14 protein-coding genes are annotated in these 17,309 nt (G+C 71.3%); 5 read left to right on the top strand and 9 right to left on the bottom strand.

All coding sequences use genetic code 11. The features are described from left to right. Positions 1-54 precede the first annotated feature (54 nt). The 3 genes from DVS28_RS02455 to DVS28_RS02445 form a co-directional block, all read right to left on the bottom strand. Positions 55-711 carry a DUF2461 domain-containing protein gene (locus DVS28_RS02455; RefSeq protein WP_114590042.1) on the bottom strand — a complete coding sequence of 219 codons (657 nt, stop codon included), beginning with the start codon at positions 709-711 and terminating at the stop codon, positions 55-57. Between the two features lie 112 nt (positions 712-823). Continuing rightward, positions 824-1,897 (bottom strand): 5'-3' exonuclease, encoded by a 1,074-nt coding sequence (locus DVS28_RS02450; RefSeq protein ID WP_114590041.1) that lies wholly within the window; start codon positions 1,895-1,897, stop codon positions 824-826. A gap of 46 nt (positions 1,898-1,943) precedes the next feature. After that, positions 1,944-2,276 (bottom strand): MGMT family protein, encoded by a 333-nt coding sequence (locus DVS28_RS02445; protein ID WP_114593948.1) that lies wholly within the window; start codon positions 2,274-2,276, stop codon positions 1,944-1,946. Positions 2,277-2,352: 76 nt separating this feature from the next. Between DVS28_RS02445 and msrB the strand changes: the two genes are divergently transcribed. The 3 genes from msrB (at position 2,353) to DVS28_RS02430 (ending at position 5,202) form a co-directional block, all read left to right on the top strand. Further along, positions 2,353-2,787: a peptide-methionine (R)-S-oxide reductase MsrB gene (gene msrB, locus DVS28_RS02440; RefSeq protein ID WP_114590040.1), complete on the top strand. Its 435-nt coding sequence runs from the start codon at positions 2,353-2,355 to the stop codon at positions 2,785-2,787. A gap of 81 nt (positions 2,788-2,868) precedes the next feature. Then, a complete protein-coding gene (locus DVS28_RS02435) occupies positions 2,869-3,918 on the top strand; it encodes an HpcH/HpaI aldolase/citrate lyase family protein (protein ID WP_114593947.1) in 1,050 nt (349 codons plus the stop codon). 141 nt (positions 3,919-4,059) lie between these two features. Then, a complete protein-coding gene (locus DVS28_RS02430; RefSeq protein ID WP_216826346.1) occupies positions 4,060-5,202 on the top strand; it encodes an IS30 family transposase in 1,143 nt (380 codons plus the stop codon). Positions 5,203-5,229: 27 nt separating this feature from the next. Here the strand turns inward: DVS28_RS02430 and DVS28_RS02425 are convergent. From DVS28_RS02425 to DVS28_RS02415, 3 genes are all read right to left on the bottom strand, one after another. Then, positions 5,230-6,461 (bottom strand): IS3 family transposase gene (locus tag DVS28_RS02425; protein ID WP_245973567.1). Its coding sequence is split into 2 segments (ribosomal slippage): positions 5,230-6,179 and positions 6,179-6,461, totalling 1,233 coding nucleotides; the frame shifts between segments, so codons are not numbered across the junction. Between the two features lie 208 nt (positions 6,462-6,669). Beyond that, the gene (locus tag DVS28_RS02420) at positions 6,670-7,587 is read right to left on the bottom strand and encodes a serine/threonine-protein kinase (RefSeq protein ID WP_114590039.1); all 918 of its coding nucleotides are present in this window, start codon (positions 7,585-7,587) and stop codon (positions 6,670-6,672) included. A 45-nt stretch (positions 7,588-7,632) separates the two neighbouring features. Then, entirely contained in the window at positions 7,633-9,672 is a 2,040-nt protein-coding gene (locus DVS28_RS02415; protein ID WP_114590038.1) for a serine/threonine-protein kinase, read from the bottom strand. A gap of 93 nt (positions 9,673-9,765) precedes the next feature. Here DVS28_RS02415 and DVS28_RS02410 point away from each other — a divergent pair, with 93 nt between their 5' ends. Beyond that, entirely contained in the window at positions 9,766-10,644 is an 879-nt protein-coding gene (locus tag DVS28_RS02410) for a sensor domain-containing diguanylate cyclase (RefSeq protein ID WP_114590037.1), read from the top strand. Next, on the top strand, positions 10,637-11,497 hold the full coding sequence (locus tag DVS28_RS02405; protein ID WP_114590036.1) for a GGDEF domain-containing protein: 861 nt from the start codon (positions 10,637-10,639) through the stop codon (positions 11,495-11,497). Before DVS28_RS02410 ends, DVS28_RS02405 begins: the two co-directional genes overlap by 8 nt. 38 nt (positions 11,498-11,535) lie before the next feature. Here the strand turns inward: DVS28_RS02405 and DVS28_RS02400 are convergent, their stop codons facing one another. The 3 genes from DVS28_RS02400 to DVS28_RS02390 all read right to left on the bottom strand — a co-directional run bounded on the left by DVS28_RS02400 (position 11,536) and on the right by DVS28_RS02390 (position 17,246). Beyond that, positions 11,536-12,591: a class I SAM-dependent methyltransferase gene (locus DVS28_RS02400; RefSeq protein ID WP_114590035.1), complete on the bottom strand. Its 1,056-nt coding sequence runs from the start codon at positions 12,589-12,591 to the stop codon at positions 11,536-11,538. A 113-nt stretch (positions 12,592-12,704) separates the two neighbouring features. Continuing rightward, complete coding sequence (locus DVS28_RS02395; protein ID WP_164709837.1) at positions 12,705-15,782, bottom strand: beta-propeller domain-containing protein; 3,078 nt, start codon at positions 15,780-15,782, stop codon at positions 12,705-12,707. 96 nt (positions 15,783-15,878) lie between these two features. Further along, positions 15,879-17,246, bottom strand: a complete 1,368-nt coding sequence (locus DVS28_RS02390) for an MFS transporter (RefSeq protein ID WP_114590033.1) — start codon at positions 17,244-17,246, stop codon at positions 15,879-15,881. Positions 17,247-17,309: the final 63 nt, after the last annotated feature.

Here is a 17,309-nt window from a genome sequence, read left to right as displayed (position 1 = left end):
GGACGTCTCGAGCTGGGTCGCCCGGGGTGGGGACCGTCCGGGGAGGGTCGGGGTCTAGCGGCGACGGGGTTCGGTCGACGGCCCGACATGGCGGTCCAGCCACGCCAGCAACGGCGCCCCGTGCACGAAGGTGTCGCGGACGAACCGCACGGCCCGGCGGGTGTGGACCGTCGGGCCTGGTGCGGCCTCGCGCATCCAGGTGAGGTTCTTGCGTCGCAGGAGGTCGATCCTGGGATGGTCGCGGTCCCAGCCGCGGGGGGCCGTCTTGAGCATCTCGCTGTGCACCTCGTACCCCTTCTTCCCGGCGGTGGTGCGCAGGAGCGAGGCGAGCTCCTCCCCCGTCACCTCGTCCGCCGCGGCGGTCCGAAGGCGCTCGAGCTGGTCCCGGGCGAGCTGGTAGTACCCCCCGCCCGCCCCGAGCCCGTCGGCGGACGCCCTGACGTAGAAGCCGCCCCCGTCCGCGGTGTGGAACGCCGCTGCGACCTGGGTCTTGTAGGGGGTCTTGTCCTTGCTGAAGCGGACGTCGCGGTAGGGCCGGAAGATCTTGGCCGCTCCGAACTCCTCCTCCAGCTCGGCCACCAGCGCCTCCATCGGCGCGCGCACGTCGTGGTCGTAGACGTCCTTGTTGGCCTCCCAGAAGCCCTTGGTGTTGTTCACCTCCAGCTCGGAGTAGAACGTCACCAGCGATTCGGGCCACCCACTGAACGTCATCGATCCTCAGCTCCTCGTCGGTTGTCGAGCTACCGGACTGGTTGTACCGAGGTCGACGAACGGCGGGGGCACGAATCGACGGGGCTCGTGGACAACCGATGCAGGCGGCGCCTCAGATCGGCAGCGGCGGCGCGTCGTCGTCGTCCAGCGGCGGCGGGGCCTGGCCGCTGTGCACGGTGCCGAAGCAGAGGACCATGCGCTCGACGAGCCCACCGAGGCGACGGCCACGGAGGTAGGACTCGATCGTCGTGGTCGGTGTGGCGGCGACCCCGGCGTCGAGGTCGACCCCGAGGTGCCGGTGGATCGTCATCAGGTCGATGTTGCGGTGGAACACCGACTCCTCCGAGGCGAGGTCGTCGATGAGGACCTGTCCGACCTCGGGGCCGAGCACGCTGCGGCAGCCCATCGGGTCGGCAACGGCCTGCTCGACGGTCTCGAACCGGTTCAGCAGGTCCTTGGCCCGCTTGGGGCCGATGCCGTTGATGCCGGGGAGGTTGTCGCTGGTGTCCCCGCGCAGCGCGGCGAACTCGGTGTACTGGCCGGGCGCGATCCCGAGCTCGCGGCGGTAACGGGTGGTGTCCATGCGTTGGGCACGGTGCATGCCCGAGCGGATGCGCAGCACCGAGGTGGCGTCGCTGACCAGGGAGAAGGCGTCCCGGTCCGACGTGGCCACGACGCAGCGACGGTTCGCCACCTCCGCGCTGGCCGCCACCGAGCCGCAGACGTCGTCGGCCTCGTAGCCCTCGTGGGTCACCACGCAGGCACCGAGCGCGTCGAGGGCAAGGGGGATCTCGTCCAGCAGCGCGTCCAGCGCATCGGGCTTGTCGGGCCGCTGTCCCTTGTAGGCCGGCCATGCCTCCTTGCGGACCGACCGCTTGCGGCAGTCGAACCCGATGACGGTGGAGGCGGGACGGACGATGTCGACCACGGCCGCCAGGAGCGCCAGGAAGCCGTACAGGCCGGCGCCGACGAGGTCGCCGTCGTCGCGTCGGCCGGCATAGGCGTGGTAGCCGCGATGGGCCAGGGAGTTGCCGTCGACGGCGAGGACCGTCGGGCCGAGCGGGATGTCGGCAGCCTTGCGGGCGATCGGCGTCCGACGCGGGATCACGGTGTCGGTGACCGGGAGCACCGGCACGGCCGCCTCGGCGACCTGCATGTCATCGTCGAACAACGCCAAGGAGTCCATCGCGCACACCCGTTCGACCCGATCGGGCGGGGGGAGAGACGCCGCGTCAGCGACCCGCCGGTCGAACTCGTCCGTTGACTATAGCGACCCCCTCCGCCACCAACCGACGAGCCTGGTCGTCCCCCTTGGCCAGCGTCCCGTCGGCCCGGATCACCCGCCACCAGGGCAACCCGTCGGACTCGCGGAGGACACGACCGACGCCTCGGGCGGCCCCTGGACGGCCGGCCTCCTCGGCGACCTCGCCGTAGCTGGCGCACTCGCCGGGGCGCAGGCTGGCGACCACACGCCGCACCGAAGCGGTGAAGTCCTCCGGCCCGTGGCCGTCCGGCTCGGCCGCGTCACCCACCGCACCGCCCTCCTCCGGGTCAAGTCGTGTCATCGTTTCGTCATGGTGGCAGACGGTCACGCTCGTACCGTGTGGTCTCCCACACTCGTCCATCAGCGAGGAGCATCCCATGACCGATGTCGATCCGACGAGCACCGAGCAGGCCGGCCCGGGCCAGCGTGTCGAGCTCACCGACGAGGAGTGGCGACGCCGGCTGACCCCCGAGCAGTACCAGGTGCTGCGCGGCGCCGGAACCGAGCGGGCCTTCACCGGTGCCTACTGGGACGTCAAGGACCCGGGCGTGTACCGCTGCGCGGGGTGCGGTGCGGAGCTGTTCCGCTCCGACACCAAGTACGACTCCGGCAGCGGCTGGCCGTCGTTCACCGAACCGATCAGCCCCGACGCCGTGGAGGAACGGACCGACCGGTCGCTCGGCATGGTCCGTACCGAGGCGGTCTGCGCGCGCTGCGGCGGCCACCTCGGCCACGTCTTCCCCGACGGCCCCGGCCCGGGCGGCCTGCGCTACTGCATGAACTCCGTCTCCATGGAGCTCGACAGCGAGTGAGGGCGCGTTGGTGGCGCCGAACCCCTTCGTGACACCAGGCTGGTTTGGCGACACCGCGGGCGTGTGCCTAGCGTGATCGGCATGCGCCCTCCCAAGGACTTCTTCCGCCCGCTCGCCGTCGGCGCCCCCGAGCCGCTGCGCGAGATCCCCGTTCGTCCCTCCCGGATGATCCACTTCTTCCCGCCGTCGGTGGACAAGATGGTGGCCAAGGTCCCCGACATCATCCCGACGGTCGACGTGCTGCTGGCCAACCTCGAGGACGGCGTCCCCGCCACCGACAAGGACGCCGCGCGGGCCGGCATGGTCCGCGTCGCGCAGGACAACGACTTCGGCGAGACGCAGTTCTGGACCCGCATCAACTCCCTCGACTCGCCCTGGTGCCTGGACGACCTGACCGCGGCGGTGCTGGAGGCCGGTGAGGCGCTGGACGTCATCATGGTCCCCAAGGTCGAGGGCCCGGAGGACATCCACTACGTCGACCGGCTGCTGGCGCAGCTGGAGGCCAAGGCAGGTCTCGACACCCCACTGCAGGTCCACGCGATCCTGGAGACCGCCCGTGGTGTGGCCAACGTCGAGGAGATCTGCGGCGCGTCGCCGCGCATGCAGGGCCTGTCGCTCGGCCCGGCCGACCTGGCCGCCAACCGGCGGATGAAGACCACCCGCGTCGGCGGTGGCCACCCCGGCTACCTGGTCCGTTCCGACCCCGACGCCGACAACCCCGAGGCCGCGCGCGCCACCTTCCAGCAGGACCTGTGGCACTACACGATCGCCCGGATGGTCGACGCGTGTGTCACCCACGGCATCCTGCCGTTCTACGGCCCGTTCGGTGACATCAAGGACACCCAGGCGTGCGAGGACCAGTTCCGCAACGCCTACCTGCTGGGCTGCGTCGGCGCGTGGTCGCTGCACCCCGTCCAGATCGGCATCGCCAAGACGGTCTTCTCCCCCGACCCGGCCGACGTCGCCCACGCCAAGCGGGTCGTCGACGCCATGGGCGACGGCACGGGCGCCATCATGCTGGACGGCAAGATGGAGGACGACGCCAGCGTGAAGCAGTGCCGCGTCGTGCTCGAGCTTGCTCGCGAGCTGTCCGCCCGCGACCCCGAGCTCGCCGAGGCCTACGACCTGTAAACCCGGGCGGCGTGTCGCCCCAGTCGACCCCCTCGCGACCCAGCCGACACACATCCGAGGCGTGTCGGACCAGTCGACCCCCTCGCGGGCAGCCTCAAGACTTCGTTGCAACACGACACTTCGAGGTGGAGGCGGTAGGTCATGGTGATGTCGAGGGCCAAGGGTGAGAAGCGGTGGTTGCGGTTGCCTGATGAGGTGCGGGCGGAGGTGATCCGTCGGGCACGAGCCGGTCAGGGCCGCCGGCAGATCCTTGAGGAGGTCGACATCTCCGTGGGCAGCTTCCTCAACGTGCTCAAGCCGTTTGGTGGGGTGTTGCGGGCAGAGCTTGCGACTGATCCCTCACCGCACCGGTTGTCGCTTGATGATCGGGTGGAGATCCGGTTGGGGATCGGTCGGGGCGAGACCTATCAGGCCATCGCCGATCGGGTCGGCCGGCACAAGTCCTCGGTGTGGCGCGAGGTGGACCGCAACGGTGGCCGTGAGGCCTACCGGCCGATGCTTGCCCACAAGCGTGCCCACGAGCAGGCACGGCGGGCCAAGCCGACCAAGCTCGCCAGCTGCGCGGAGCTGGCCGGCCTCGTCGAGCACGGCCTGCGCAGACTGTGGTCGCCCCAGCAGATCGCGGCAGATCTCAAGGAGCGGTTCGGCGACGATGAGTCGATGACGGTGTCACACGAGACGATCTACAAGTCGCTGTACGTCCAGGGGCGGGGCGAGCTGCGACGCGAGCTGACGTCGTGCCTGCGGACCGGTCGGGCCAAGCGGGTCCCCTCCGGTCGGTCTCCCCGGCCACGCATGCACGACATGGTGATGATCAGCGAGCGGCCCGCGGAGGTGGAGGACCGTGCCGTGCCCGGTCACTGGGAGGGCGACCTGATCATCGGCAAGGACGGCAAGTCCGCGGTGGGCACCCTTGTGGAGCGCTCCACGCGCTACGTGATGCTGATGCACCTCGATGGCGACCGGACCGCCGCGACGGTGCGCGATGCCATGACCACCGCGATCACCGGGCTGCCCGAGCACCTGCGGCGGTCCATCACCTGGGACCAGGGCATCGAGATGGCCGAGCACGTCCAGTTCACCATCGACACCGACGTGCCCGTCTACTTCTGCGACCCCCACTCGCCCTGGCAACGCGGTTCCAACGAGAACACCAACGGGTTGCTGCGCCAGTACATGCCCAAGGGCACCGACCTGTCAGTCCACACCCAAGCGAACCTCAACGACTTCGCCGAGAGCCTCAACACCCGCCCCCGACAAACCCTCGGCTGGAAGACCCCATGAACCGCACCGGCTTCTTCGGAGGCTCGCTCAGTTGGGTAGTGCCAGTTCTAGTTGGCCACGGTCAGCGTAGTAGGCGGCTTCGAACTCTGCGGGCGGGATGCCACCGAGGCGGTGGTGCAGCCGCCGGGTGTTGAACCACTCCACGTAGGTGAGGAGGGCGAACTCCACGTCGGCGGCGGAGCGCCACCGGTGGCGGTGGATCAGCTCGGTCTTGACCAACCCGATGGTGGTCTCGGCCAGGGCGTTGTCGTAGGAATCGCCGCGAGATCCAACCGATGCAACCGCGCCAGCTTCGGCCAGCCGCTCGGTGTAGCGCACCGCGACATATTGCGACCCGCGGTCGGTGTGAACGACCACGCCGGCCACGTCAGCACGACGGGCAACCGCGGCATCAAGGGCATCGATGGCGATGTCGGTGTGCATCGTGGTGGCGACCTGCCAGCCCACGATCGCGCGGGAGAACACGTCGATGACGAACGCGGCATACACGAACGCGCCGGTGATCAGCCGGATGTAGGTCAAGTCAGCGACCCACAGCTCGTTGGGTGACTCGGCGGTGAAGTCGCGGTCCACCAGGTCCTGACGATCAGCCGCGGCAGGATCAGGGATCGTGGTCGTCTTCCAGCCGCCACGCCGGACGCCACGCAGTCCCAGGTCTGCCATCAGCCGTTGCACGGTGCAGCGGGCCACCGCGATGCCCTCGCGGTTCAACTGCAGCCAGACCTTGCGGACGCCGTAGACGCCGTAGTGCTCGGCGTGGACCCGTCGGATGTCAGCAGACAGCTGTGCGTCGCGGACCTGACGGGCCGAGGGGGCCTTGGTGGCGTGGGCGTAGTAGGTGGAGGGGGCGATCTGCAGCTGCGCACAGATCGGCTCGACTCCCCACACCATCCCGTCGGTGGTGACGCGGTGCCGGTGGGCATCGATGAAGGCGATCATCGCTTCGGTCGCGGGTCGAGCTCCGCTGCAAAGAAAACCGATGCTGCCTTGAGGATTTCGTTGGCCCGGCGGAGCTCACGGTTCTCCCGTTCCAGTTCCTTGATGCGTTGCCGTTCCTCCCTCGACACACCATCAACGACACCGTCATCGACATCGGCCTGGCGGACCCACAGCCGCACCGTCTCAGCCGTCGCGCCGAACTTGGCAGCGATCGACTTCATCGCCGCCCACTCCGAGTCGTACTCCGCGCGGTGGGCTCGAAACAGCCTCACCGCTTCCTCCCGCACCGACTCTGGGTACGGACCTGATCGCTTGCTCATGACTCCATCCTCTCAAGGACTGGAGCCTCCGGCAGACCCGGTGCGGTTCACCAGCCGCCCAACTCGCCCAAGTTGTTGCACCCACCGGTTGACATCAAGGCGACTGTGCCGACACACACGAGAGGCGTGGCGGACCAGTCGACCCCCTTGCGACCCAGCCGACACGCGGGGGTGGGCCGGCCCAGCCGACACGCGCCCGCCGAGGGAGTCAGGTCGGGGGGAGGGGCGGGGGGCCGGACTCCAGCGTCGTGTCGATCATCCGGCGTTCGTGGGTCGGGGGTGGCGGGCCGGTCCGGGGTGTGGCGATCGGCAGGGTCGTGGTCGACCAGCCCAGGGCCTGCTCGACGTCCACCAGCATGCGGCCGAACGACTCGGCGGTCGGCCGCGCGGCAGGGTCCTTGGCCAGCCCCTGCTCGATCACGCGGACCAGCTGGTCGGGCACCCCGCGGGTACGGAGGTCGGGTGCCGGTGCATCGATGATCCGCAGGAGCATGGCGATCGGCTGCTCGGCGGCGTCACCCTCGACGAACGGCGCGTGACCGGCCAGCAGCTCGAACAGGGTCGAGGCCAGGGAGTACACGTCGGAGGCGACGGTGGCGGTTCCGCCCTCCACGACCTCGGGTGAGACGTGGGCCAGCGTCATCCCTCCCCCGGTGGTGTGGGTGGCGTCGACCAGGCCGGAGATGCCGAAGTCCGCCAGCTTCACCTCGCCGAACACGCTGCGGAGGATGTTGGCCGGCTTGACGTCCCGGTGCAGCACCCCGGCTTCGTGGGCGCAGTGCAGCGCCCCGGCGATCCGGATGCCGACGCTGGCGGTCTCAGCCGCGGTCATCGGCGAGTCACCGCCGAGCGCCCCACCGCCCAGGTACTCCATCGCGATGTACGGAACGCCCCGAGGGGTCTGACCGGCGTCGAAGAGCACCACGATGTTGGGGTGCCAGCCGAGCGCACCGAGCGCCTGGGACTCGCGGGTGAACCGCTTCTCGGTGCGGGCGTCCAGCGCCGGGGCGGCCAGGACCTTGATCGCCACCTCGCGACCGATGCTCTCCTGCGTGGCCCGGTAGACCGTCGCCGTCCCGCCCGAGCCGATCGGCTCGAGCTGGCTGTATCCGGGGATCTCGTGCATGGCAGCGCTGACGCTAGCGCGTCGTGGTCCCGCCGACTCGTCGCGTCACCGGATCAGCTCCACGAGGGCCACATCGGGCTCGGCAACGACCACGCCCGCACCGGTGGTTGCCAGGCGGGTGACGTCGCCGACGGTGTCGACCGCGGTGGTGGCTCCGTCAGGGAAGAGGAGCAGCAGCCTGCCGTCGACCACCGCCCACAGCCGTCCGTCGGTGGTCCCGGCCACGTCGTCGACGTCGGTGGTGACCACCGGGCCGCCGGGGACCAGGTCGTGGAGCAGGCCGTCGCCGGTCAGGACGGCCACGCGGTCGGGACCCGCGGTGACCAGCTCGACGGGGGTGCCGCTGACCTCCTCCAGCTGATCGACGATGCCGTCGGTCACGCGGATGACGGTGCCGTCGGCGGTGGCGGCGACGATCGTCTCGTCTGCGCTGTCGACCTGGACAGCGCCGGGCAGGTCCACCAGCCGCTCGACCTGCCCGTCCGCCCACCGGGCCACCCCCTGCCGGTCGGCGAGGAGGAACCCGTCAGCGGTCGGGCTGACGTCGACCGCGCCGGCGACGATGTCACCGACCGGCCGCAGGGTGGTGGCGTCGAGGACCTGCACGCCGTTCGGCAGGCGGACCGCCAGCAGGTCGCCGCTGACCGCCAGGCCGGTGATGTCGGCGACCGGCGTGGCCGTCCGTTCCCCGTCGGCCAGCCGGACGATCTCCGTTGCGGTCGACACCCAGACGACGTCGCCGTCGCTGGCCAGCGCGGTTGCGGTCCCCTCGAACGGGACGGCGGCAACGGCGACCGGATCCCCAGTCGTCGGCAGGGGCGGCAGCGCGGGAGGAGGGGCGGGGGCGGGGGGCGGGGCGGGGGTCGGCGCCGGCGCGGGCTCGAGGGTGGCGGTCACCGGCGGCGCCTCGGCCGCGTCATCGCCGGTGTCGTCCTCGGGGTCGCCGGGCTGGGGGCCGGTCTGGGGAAGGTCGGGCAGCTCCTCGGCGTCCGGTGCCTCGTCGAGCTGGGTGGGTGCGGCGTCCGGGACGGCGGCGCTGTCGCCCTCCGGATCGCCTCCACCGGTGAACGTGGACGTGGCGACGAAGGTCAGGGCCACCAGCGCCGCCGCCGCCGCACCCAGCCCACCCGCGATGCGCTGCAGCCGCTGGGCCTTCCGTCGCGCCTCGGCCGGTGGCTGGTCGGGCAACCCGGCAGCCGGTGCGGGCAACCCCGACGGCGACGCCGGCGCCGGACGGCCCGCCGTGATGATGGGGACGGCGGCGAGGCCCAGCTCCTGTCGCGCGGACTGCAGCTCGCGGGCGAGGTCCTCGGCCCGGGCCGGCCGATCCGACGGCGCCTTGGCCATCGCTCGGCGCAGCACACGCGCGACCGGCGGCGGAAACCCCTGCTCGGCAAGGTCGGGCACGGGGTCGCGGTGGGCGCGCAGCATCATGGCCGCCGGCGACTCGTCGGTGTCACGGTGGAACGCGGGCTGGCCCGTCAGCAGGGCGAACAGGGTGGCGCCGAGGGCGTAGACATCCGACGCCGTGGAGGCCCCTGCGCCAGCCAGCAGCTCCGGCGCGCTGTAGGCGATCGTGCCCGTGGTGCCCCGCCGCAGGCCAGCCGCCCCTGCCGCCAGGGCCACCCCGAAGTCCGACACCTTGACCTGTCCGTCATCGGCGATGAGCAGGTTGTCGGGCTTGACGTCACGGTGCAGCAGCCCGGCGTTGTGCGCTACCTGCAGGCCCGTCGCGGCCTGGATGCCGGCCGCGGTCACCATGTCGACGGGCTGCGCACCCTCCCGTCGCATCAGGTCCCCGAGCGACCCGCGCGCCAGGTACTCCATCGCGATCCACGGCTGTCCCCCGACGTCGCCCGCGTCGATGATGGCGACGATGGCGGGGTGCCAGGCGAGGGTGCCCATGACCTGCACCTCTGCGGCCACGCGATGCACGGCCTCGTCGTCGAGGACACGGTGCAGCACCTTGAGGGCCAACGGCCGATCCAACCGGTCCGCCGTGGCCAGGTACACGACGCCGAATCCACCTCGTCCCAGCTGCTGCTGCAGCTGGAATCCCGGTACGGCGAAGGCCGGTTCGTCCATCTCGCGGGAAGCCTATTCCTGTCTGCTCATGTTGCGCTGCGTCCCGCCGATTCGTACGAACAGCAACAGACGTAGCGAGACAGGTGAACCGGCGTGCTGACAGAGGACGAATGGGGCGACGACGCGATACGGAGCGTGATCGACGATCTGCCCGATCCGCTCGTCTGCTTCCTCCCGAACGGCACGGTGCTGTACTCCAACCGCGCCCATGACGTCATCCACGGGGCGCAGCCGGGCACGCTCGTCGGCACCGACTTCGTGGAGCTGCTGCCCGAGGAACATCACCGCACGGCACGCCGTTTCCTTGCCCGCATGAGCGCGGAGGTGGGCCCGGACAACCGGACGGTCCACAGCGTGACGGAGGTTCGCCCGAACGGGAAGCCCGTCTTCGTGGAGTGGACCAACACCGCCCACTTCGACGAGGAGGGGCAGCTTCTCGGCGTCATCGCATCCGGCCGGGACATCACCGCCCGACAGCTCGAGCAGGCACAGCTCGCCCACGAGATCCGCCATGACGCACTCACCGGTGTCCTCAGCAGGTACGGGCTCGAGCAGCACCTCGCGGACTGCTACGCCGCTGCCGGGGACGACGTCCCCGAGCTGACGCTGATCTACCTCGACCTCGACGGGTTCAAGGAGATCAACGACCGACACGGCCACCACATCGGCGATGCCACCCTGATCGCGGTCGGCGACGTCCTGCGTGGTGTGGTTCGTCCCGACGACGCCGTCGGCCGACTCGGCGGGGACGAGTTCGTCCTGGTCCTCCACGGCACCGACCGGACGTCGCTGCCGATCGCCCGCGTCCGCCAGATCACCCGTTCGCTGAACACTCTCGACCATCCCGTCGGCGTGTCGGTCGGGCTGGCCAGCCCCCGTTACGGCGAGTCGTGGGCCCAGCTGATCGCCGAGGCCGACCGACAGATGTTCGTGCACAAGCACGGCACGAGGGAGGTCCGGATCGATGCCTGAGCACGCCCACGCCCTGTGGCAGCAGCTGTCGCTGAAGGCCGTCGTGGACGACCTGCCCGACATGGTCTTCCGCGCCCGCGTCGACGGGACCATCATCTACGCCAACCAGGCCTACCTGGACTTCCACGGCCTCCCTGCCGAGGAGGTCATCGGTCGCTCCTTCGTCGACCTGTCGCCTCCCGAGGAACGCGACGTGATCCAGACGGTGCTCCTGGAGCTCCAGCAGCTGACCCCCGAGCGCCCCACCCGCCGCAACGAGCACGAGACCCGCACGGTCAGCGGTGCGCCGTCCTGGCACGAGTGGTCCGACCAGGCGATCTTCGACGGCGACGAGCTACTGGGATTCGTGTCGGTCGGCCGCGACGTGACCCGTCAACGCTTGCAGCAGGCGCGAGCGGCGTTCCACCTGATCCACGACTCCCTCACCGGCCTGCGCAATCGCCGCGGCTTGTTCCGCCACCTGGAGGGCCTGCTCGAGGAGGAGTGGGTGCCCGACATCGGGGTGCTGTACCTCGACCTCAACGGCTTCAAGGCCGTCAACGACACGCTCGGCCATCGGGTCGGCGACATGGCCTTGGTCGGTTGCGCCGATGCGCTCCGGGCGGCCTCGGGCCCTCGTGACCTGGTGTGCCGCCTCGGCGGGGACGAGTTCGTGGTCGTCACGGCCGGTCCCGACGGCGGTGCCCAGGCCGATGCCCTCGTCCCTGCGCTGCGGGACGCCCTGGCCAGCCTGCCCCATCCGCTCGGCGCCAGCATCGGCAGGTCGGTCCCCCGGGAGGGTGACACCCCGGCGACGCTGCTGGAACGGGCCGACGCCTCCATGTACGCCGAGAAGCGGTCCCGCAGCCGCTAGCGCGTCCCGTCTCGCGGGCGGGTCCCAAGGGCCTCCGGTCAACCGGTCGCGACGTAGAGCGCGTTCATGGGGTCGCCCTTGGCAGGAAGTGCCTCGACATCGGCGAAGCCGGCGTCCTGCAGCAACGCGGTGGCGGCTTCCTGCCCCCACATGTTGCCCAGCCCCTCCCCGCCCTGGGACCTGGCGGTGCCGACGCAGCCGAACATCGACAGGCCGTACATCATCGGCGCCCACGGCAGCTCGGCCTGCGCCTCCAGCGACGCCGGCGCAGCGCTGTCGCACATCACGAACCGGCCCCCGTCGGCCAGGCACGACCGCACGTGCGCGACGGCGTCACCCGGTTGGCCGAGGTCGTGGATCACGTCGAAGGCCGTGATCAGGTCCAACGGCCCCGACAGCTCGTCGATCTGCCCCTCGACGAAGGTGACGTTGTCGACGCCCTCCGCTTCGGCGGCGGCGCGTGCCGTGGCGATCGACGGCGCGGACAGATCGATGCCGGTGACGTGGCTGGCGGGAAACGCCTTGGCGATGAGCAGGGCCACCCGGCCGGTCCCGCAGCCGATGTCGGCGACGCGGATGCCCGCCTCCAGCGCCTCGGGCAGGCCGTCTATCGACCCGAGGTAGCTGTCGACGAGGAAGGTCTCGTACCGGGCACGGCTCAGCCGGTCCATCATCGACGGCATGTCGCCGGCCTGGTCGTGGAAGGGGGTCCCCTCACCGGTGGTGAAGGCGTGGGCCATCCCGTCGAGGTTGCCTCCCGCAGCAGCAGCCATGGCCGCGATGGCGGTGGTGTTGAGGAAGCTGTCGCCGGTCAGGGAGATGGCGTGTTCGGGTGGGAGGGTGAACACCCCGTCGTCGTGCTCGGCGACGCTGCCGACGACGAGGGCGTGCAGCCACTCCCGCACGTAGCGCTCGTGCATGCCGGCGCGTTCGGCGATCTCGCTCGACGTGCCGGGTCCCTCGGCGAAGGCCGCCATCAGGCCGGTCCGGGCACCGAGGGCGATGGCGTTGGTGAGCATCGCCTCGCCGTACATCGACATCAGGCGTTGCGAGAAGGCCCTCGATCGGGTGCGGTCGAACGTCTCGTCAGCCATCGGCGGGCCCTCTCTCGATCGGTCGGGGGCCGGGATGCTACCGCCGGCCACCGGGGGAGGGCTGGGTGCCCTCCCCCGTCCCCCCGTCAGCGGGGTCCGTCAGCGGTGGCACGTCAGTCGACGACCATGCAGCACTCGTCCTGCGTGCCGGGGAACTCGGCGAAGCCGAAGTCGGCCAGGCTGGACACGTCGTGGGCGGAGATCCCTCGGTAGGACACCGTGTACAGGGTCCCGTCGGCCACGAACGTCCGGTCCGGCGCCGGCGTGTAGCCGCCCTGCTGGGTCGGCTGGTTCACCTCGCCGGCGAGGGTCAGGGTGTTGTCGGCGGTCGACACGTCGATGGCCTGCACGCCACCGCGGAAGCCGGAGTAGTCGGGGCCGTAGAGGGTGCTCGGCACGAAGGCCCGGCCCAGGCGCGACCAGTACAGGAACGCCTTGTGGTCCCATTCGACAGGGGAGTCACCCGGACCGAACTCCAGGGAGTCCACCCGCGTCGGGTCGGCCCGGTCGGAGATGTCGAACAGGCTGACCTGCAGTCCGGTCAGCCGACCGTCGTCGTCGCCGTCCTGGCCGACGCCCAGCAGGTGGTCCTCACCCAGCGGGTGCAGGTAGCGCGACACCCCGGGGATCTTCAGCTCACCGGTGACGCGAGGGGCCTGCGGGTTGGTCAGGTCGACCAGGTAGAGCGGGTCGATCTGCTCGAAGGTGACGACGGCGGCGATGTCGCCGAGGTACCTGACGGCGAAGATCCGCTCGCCCTCACCGAGGCCGAACACCCGGCCCGTCTCGAACAGCTCGCTGCCGCCCTCGGTCAGGATGGTGACACCGTTGTCGGTCCTCGGTGCGGCGACCTCGTCCCCCTGCCACGGCGGCTGGGTGGTCGTGGCGATGCGGTAGTACCCGTCTCGCTCGCTGAGGGCGAAGCTGTTGAGGACGTAGCCGGGCACCTCGCCGGACGCCACGTAGGTCGTGGCGGCAGGGTCGCTGATGTCGAAGCTGTGCAGCTGGGTGGTGACGGCTTCCGGCCGGGCGTCGTTCCATGCCCCCCACTGGCTGGAGCTGACGACCAGCCGGTCGGTCGAGGCGTAGATGGTCTCGGCGTTGGCGAGCACGGCAGCCGACGAGGTCGGCTGGACGGAGCTGGCGACGTCGATGGTGGACACCAGGACCGTGGCCATGCCCGAGAAGCCCGGCGGGGCGAACACGGCGTCGCAGTCGACGGCGGGGCGGGCGTCGTCGCCCTCGCCGACGGTGGGCAGCCACTGGTCGATGGTGGACGCCTCGATGACCCGACGGTTGTGGGCCAGGGCCGCGTCGTGGGCGTCCTGGCTGCCGTCGGCGGGGTACACGAAGTGCAGGCCCGACGGGTTGGAGGAGGTCACCAGCCGGACGGTGCCGTCGACCATCCGTGCCGAGCGGTAGTCGCCGTCGATGACGGTGTCGTCCAGCAGCACCGGCGCGGTCGGGGTCGACACGTCGTAGCGGGCGATACGGGTGGTCGGGTCCGGGTAGTAGTACGGCGGCATGAAGCTCGTCTCGGCCGGCGGACCGTCGACGGGGTACACGAACCCGTCGCCCCGGCTGAGCACCAGCAGGACGTCCTCGTCCAGCAGCAGGTCGTGCCCCCACACCTCACCCGGCACGGCGAGTGAGGTGACGTGCACCGGTGCGTCCCCGGCGGTCAGGTCCATCACCTCGACCTCGCGGCCGTTGCTGACGTAGGCGGCCTCGCCGTTGGTCTTCACCCAGTCCGGTTCGTCGACGCCGACCTCCTGCACGTTGGTGTCCGACACCTCGACCGAGCCGTCACCGCTGTCGTCGCCCGCGGACTCCTCCTGCGGGGCGGCCGGGGCGGGGGGTGCGTCACCGTCGCTGGCGCCGCCCTCGTCGGGAGCCGGCGCGGCGACGGGTTCGCCGACGGGACCGTCCTCCAGGAACGGGGCGTCGTACCAGTAGCCGTCCAGGCCGTACGGGCCGACCCGCTCGAGTCCCTCCTCCACGAAGAAGCCCAGCGTTGCGTCGCACGAGTCGAAGGGCGACAGGCGGGCGAACTCGCTGGCACAGGCCTGCCCGTCGAAGGTCGTCAGGGTCTGCTCGATGTCGTCGTCGATCACGCTGTCGTCACCGACGAGGAGGAGGTCGACGTCGGCCGGCCCGCAGGTCGAGACCTCGCGGCGGGTGGAGGGGCTGACGTTGCCGACGACCATCAACGGCGGGGCGCTGGCGTCGGCGGCGATGCCGGCACCCGACAGGCCGTAGGCCCAGCCATCGGCGCGGCCGCCGTCGAGCACGACGAAGCGGCGGGTGCTGCTGGCCGGCCACAGGTCCGACCCGGCGATCGCGGCGGCTGTGGCGGTGCGCTCCGGACCGTCGAGGCGTTCGGCGTTCGGCGCGGCGTCCTCGACGGCCTCGGTCAGCGCGGCGTCACCACCCAGCAGGACGGTGCGGTCGGGCTGGACGGTGTCGAGCCACGTGGCGACGGCCGGGTGCATCTCGGTGGTCGGGGTGACGACGATCGGGATGCGAGCGGCGGCCGCCAGGCTGCCACCGGTCATCGAGTCCGCCCATGCGCTGGTGGGGTTGCCCTCGGCACCGTCGGAGCGGGCGAGGAGGACCACGGAGGAGGGGGTGAGGCGACGCACCTCGTCGGCGACCGCGAGGGCCGTCTCGACGCGGGTCACACCCGCAAGGCGGACAACGACGAGCCCCAGGGCGGTGATGTCGTCGGCCACTGCGGGCGACAGCGCCGCCTCACCACCCAGGACGTAGACGGTGCCCCCGTCGGCGAGGACGCGGTCCAGCTCGGCGGCGGCGGCGTCGGCCAGGCCGTCGGAACCCGTCAGTAGCAGCGGACCGTCGGTGGTCAGCGCCGCCCCGGCCAGGGAGTCCGCGAAGGCCTCGGTGGTCGCCACGACGGCGTGGGCGGCCTGCCGGTCCCCGGCGCCGGCGTCGGCGAACCGGGTGCGGGACACCTCCAGCGCGGCAGCCGCCGGGTCCCCGGCGAGGATGCGTTCGGTGGTGCCAGGGTCACCGTCGAAGGCGCTGCTGCCGGCCTGCGCGGCCGAGGGAACGGCCGTCATCAAGGGCAGCAGCAGCGCCAGGACCACTGCCGCGAGTCCTGCCGTTCGATGGACCGATGACCGTCGTGGTGCGGGACGGGTCGGATTCGGGACGGCAGTGGCGTGGCTCACGGTCGGATCCTTGATGGCTGGGTCAGCGTGGCCCGTTCGGCGCCGACGCGAACGCCGGGCACTGCGGACAGGCGCCAACCTCAGACGTGCCGCGCGTCACGAGGGTTGCGTGGAATCCCGGATTTCTCTCGTGTCGGATCGCGGTGCGACGGGCGCGGTGTGGTGGGCAGCCGGGGTGTCGGCCAGATCGACGGGCACCTCCGCGGCCGGCGCGAGCCAGCTGTCGGGGTCCACGATGGTCGGGTCGTGGCCGAAGCCGACGCCCGGCGGGAGTCCGGCCAGGCGGCGACGCAGGGCGGCACCGAGGACGGGGACGGCGACCAGGATCGGCATCACGGCGAGCGTGCGGATGAGGGTCGCCGCACCCAGCCGGTCCAGCAGCAGTCCGGCGATGGTCTGCCCGATGCCGGCACCGATGAGGATCATGGCGGGGTACAGCGCGAAGCCCTCGGCACGCCGCGGCGTGGCGACGGTCCGCTGGAACGCCAGCCCGGCGAGGGCGTTGAGCGGCGCGATCGGCAGGCCGAACCCGAAGATGGCCAGCCCGAGGAGGGGCAGGGAGGTCGCGTAGGCGGTCGGCAGGATCAGCAGGCCGAAGGCGACCAGCAGGGCGCTGGCCATCAGGCGGCCGTACCTGAGGGGGTCGCGCAGGTTGGCGGCCGCGAGCCCGGCGATTCCGCTGCCGAGCGCAGCAAGGGCCATCAGCGGGCCGGCGCTGGCAGGATCCATGCCGAAGGCCTCGATGCGGGCGGGGATGGTGGCCTCCCACGCGCCGAGCGGCAGGCCGGTGGCGAACACCAGCGCGTAGACAGCGGTCGCGCCGCGGGTGCGCAGCGGGGCCGGGCCGGGGGTGGCACCGGGCGCGGCAGGTTCACGGGTCGGCAGGCTGCGCAGCATCAGCGCCGCCACGCTGAAGGAGGCGACCATGGAGACCAGCACGCCGAGGGGGCCGACGGCCAGCGCGAGGATGCCGGCCACCGCGGGACCGGCGACGAAGGCGACCTCGACGAAGACGGCGTCGAGCGCGTTGGCCGGCTCGAGGTCCTCCTTCGGGACGCACTCGACGAGCAGGGTCCGGAAGGCACCGAGGATCGCAGCGGACGCGAGGCCCTGGAGGGCGACGAGCACGGCAAGCACGACGAACGGGGCCTCGACCGCGGCGGCGCCGAGGAGCGCGAGGACCGCGAGGGCGGACAGGCCCAGGTGGCGACGCAGCCCCTCGCGCAGCTCGACGCGGTCGAGCATGCGGCCGCGCCACTGGGCGGCGAGGCCGGCGGACACCGTGGCGATACCGGCCAGCGACGCGCCGTTGGCAAGCGACCCGGTGACGGCCTCGCCCACCAGCACGAGCGCCAGCAGATTCATCGTCATGGGCAGGCGGGCAAGCAGGTTGACGACCGCCCAGCGGCGGAACATCGGGCGGCGAAGCAGGCGCCGCAAGGGCGTGGTGGACTCGGGTGACATGGCTCGTCTCTGGCTCGGCGGGAAGCAGGCGAGCGTAGCGCAGGAGACCGTGGGTGCACCCCC

The sequence above is a fragment of the Euzebya pacifica genome (genome assembly GCF_003344865.1).
Lineage (GTDB): Bacteria > Actinomycetota > Nitriliruptoria > Euzebyales > Euzebyaceae > Euzebya > Euzebya pacifica.
The sequence above is the reverse complement of the archived record's forward strand: the minus strand, read 5'-3'. Positions and strand labels throughout refer to the sequence as shown.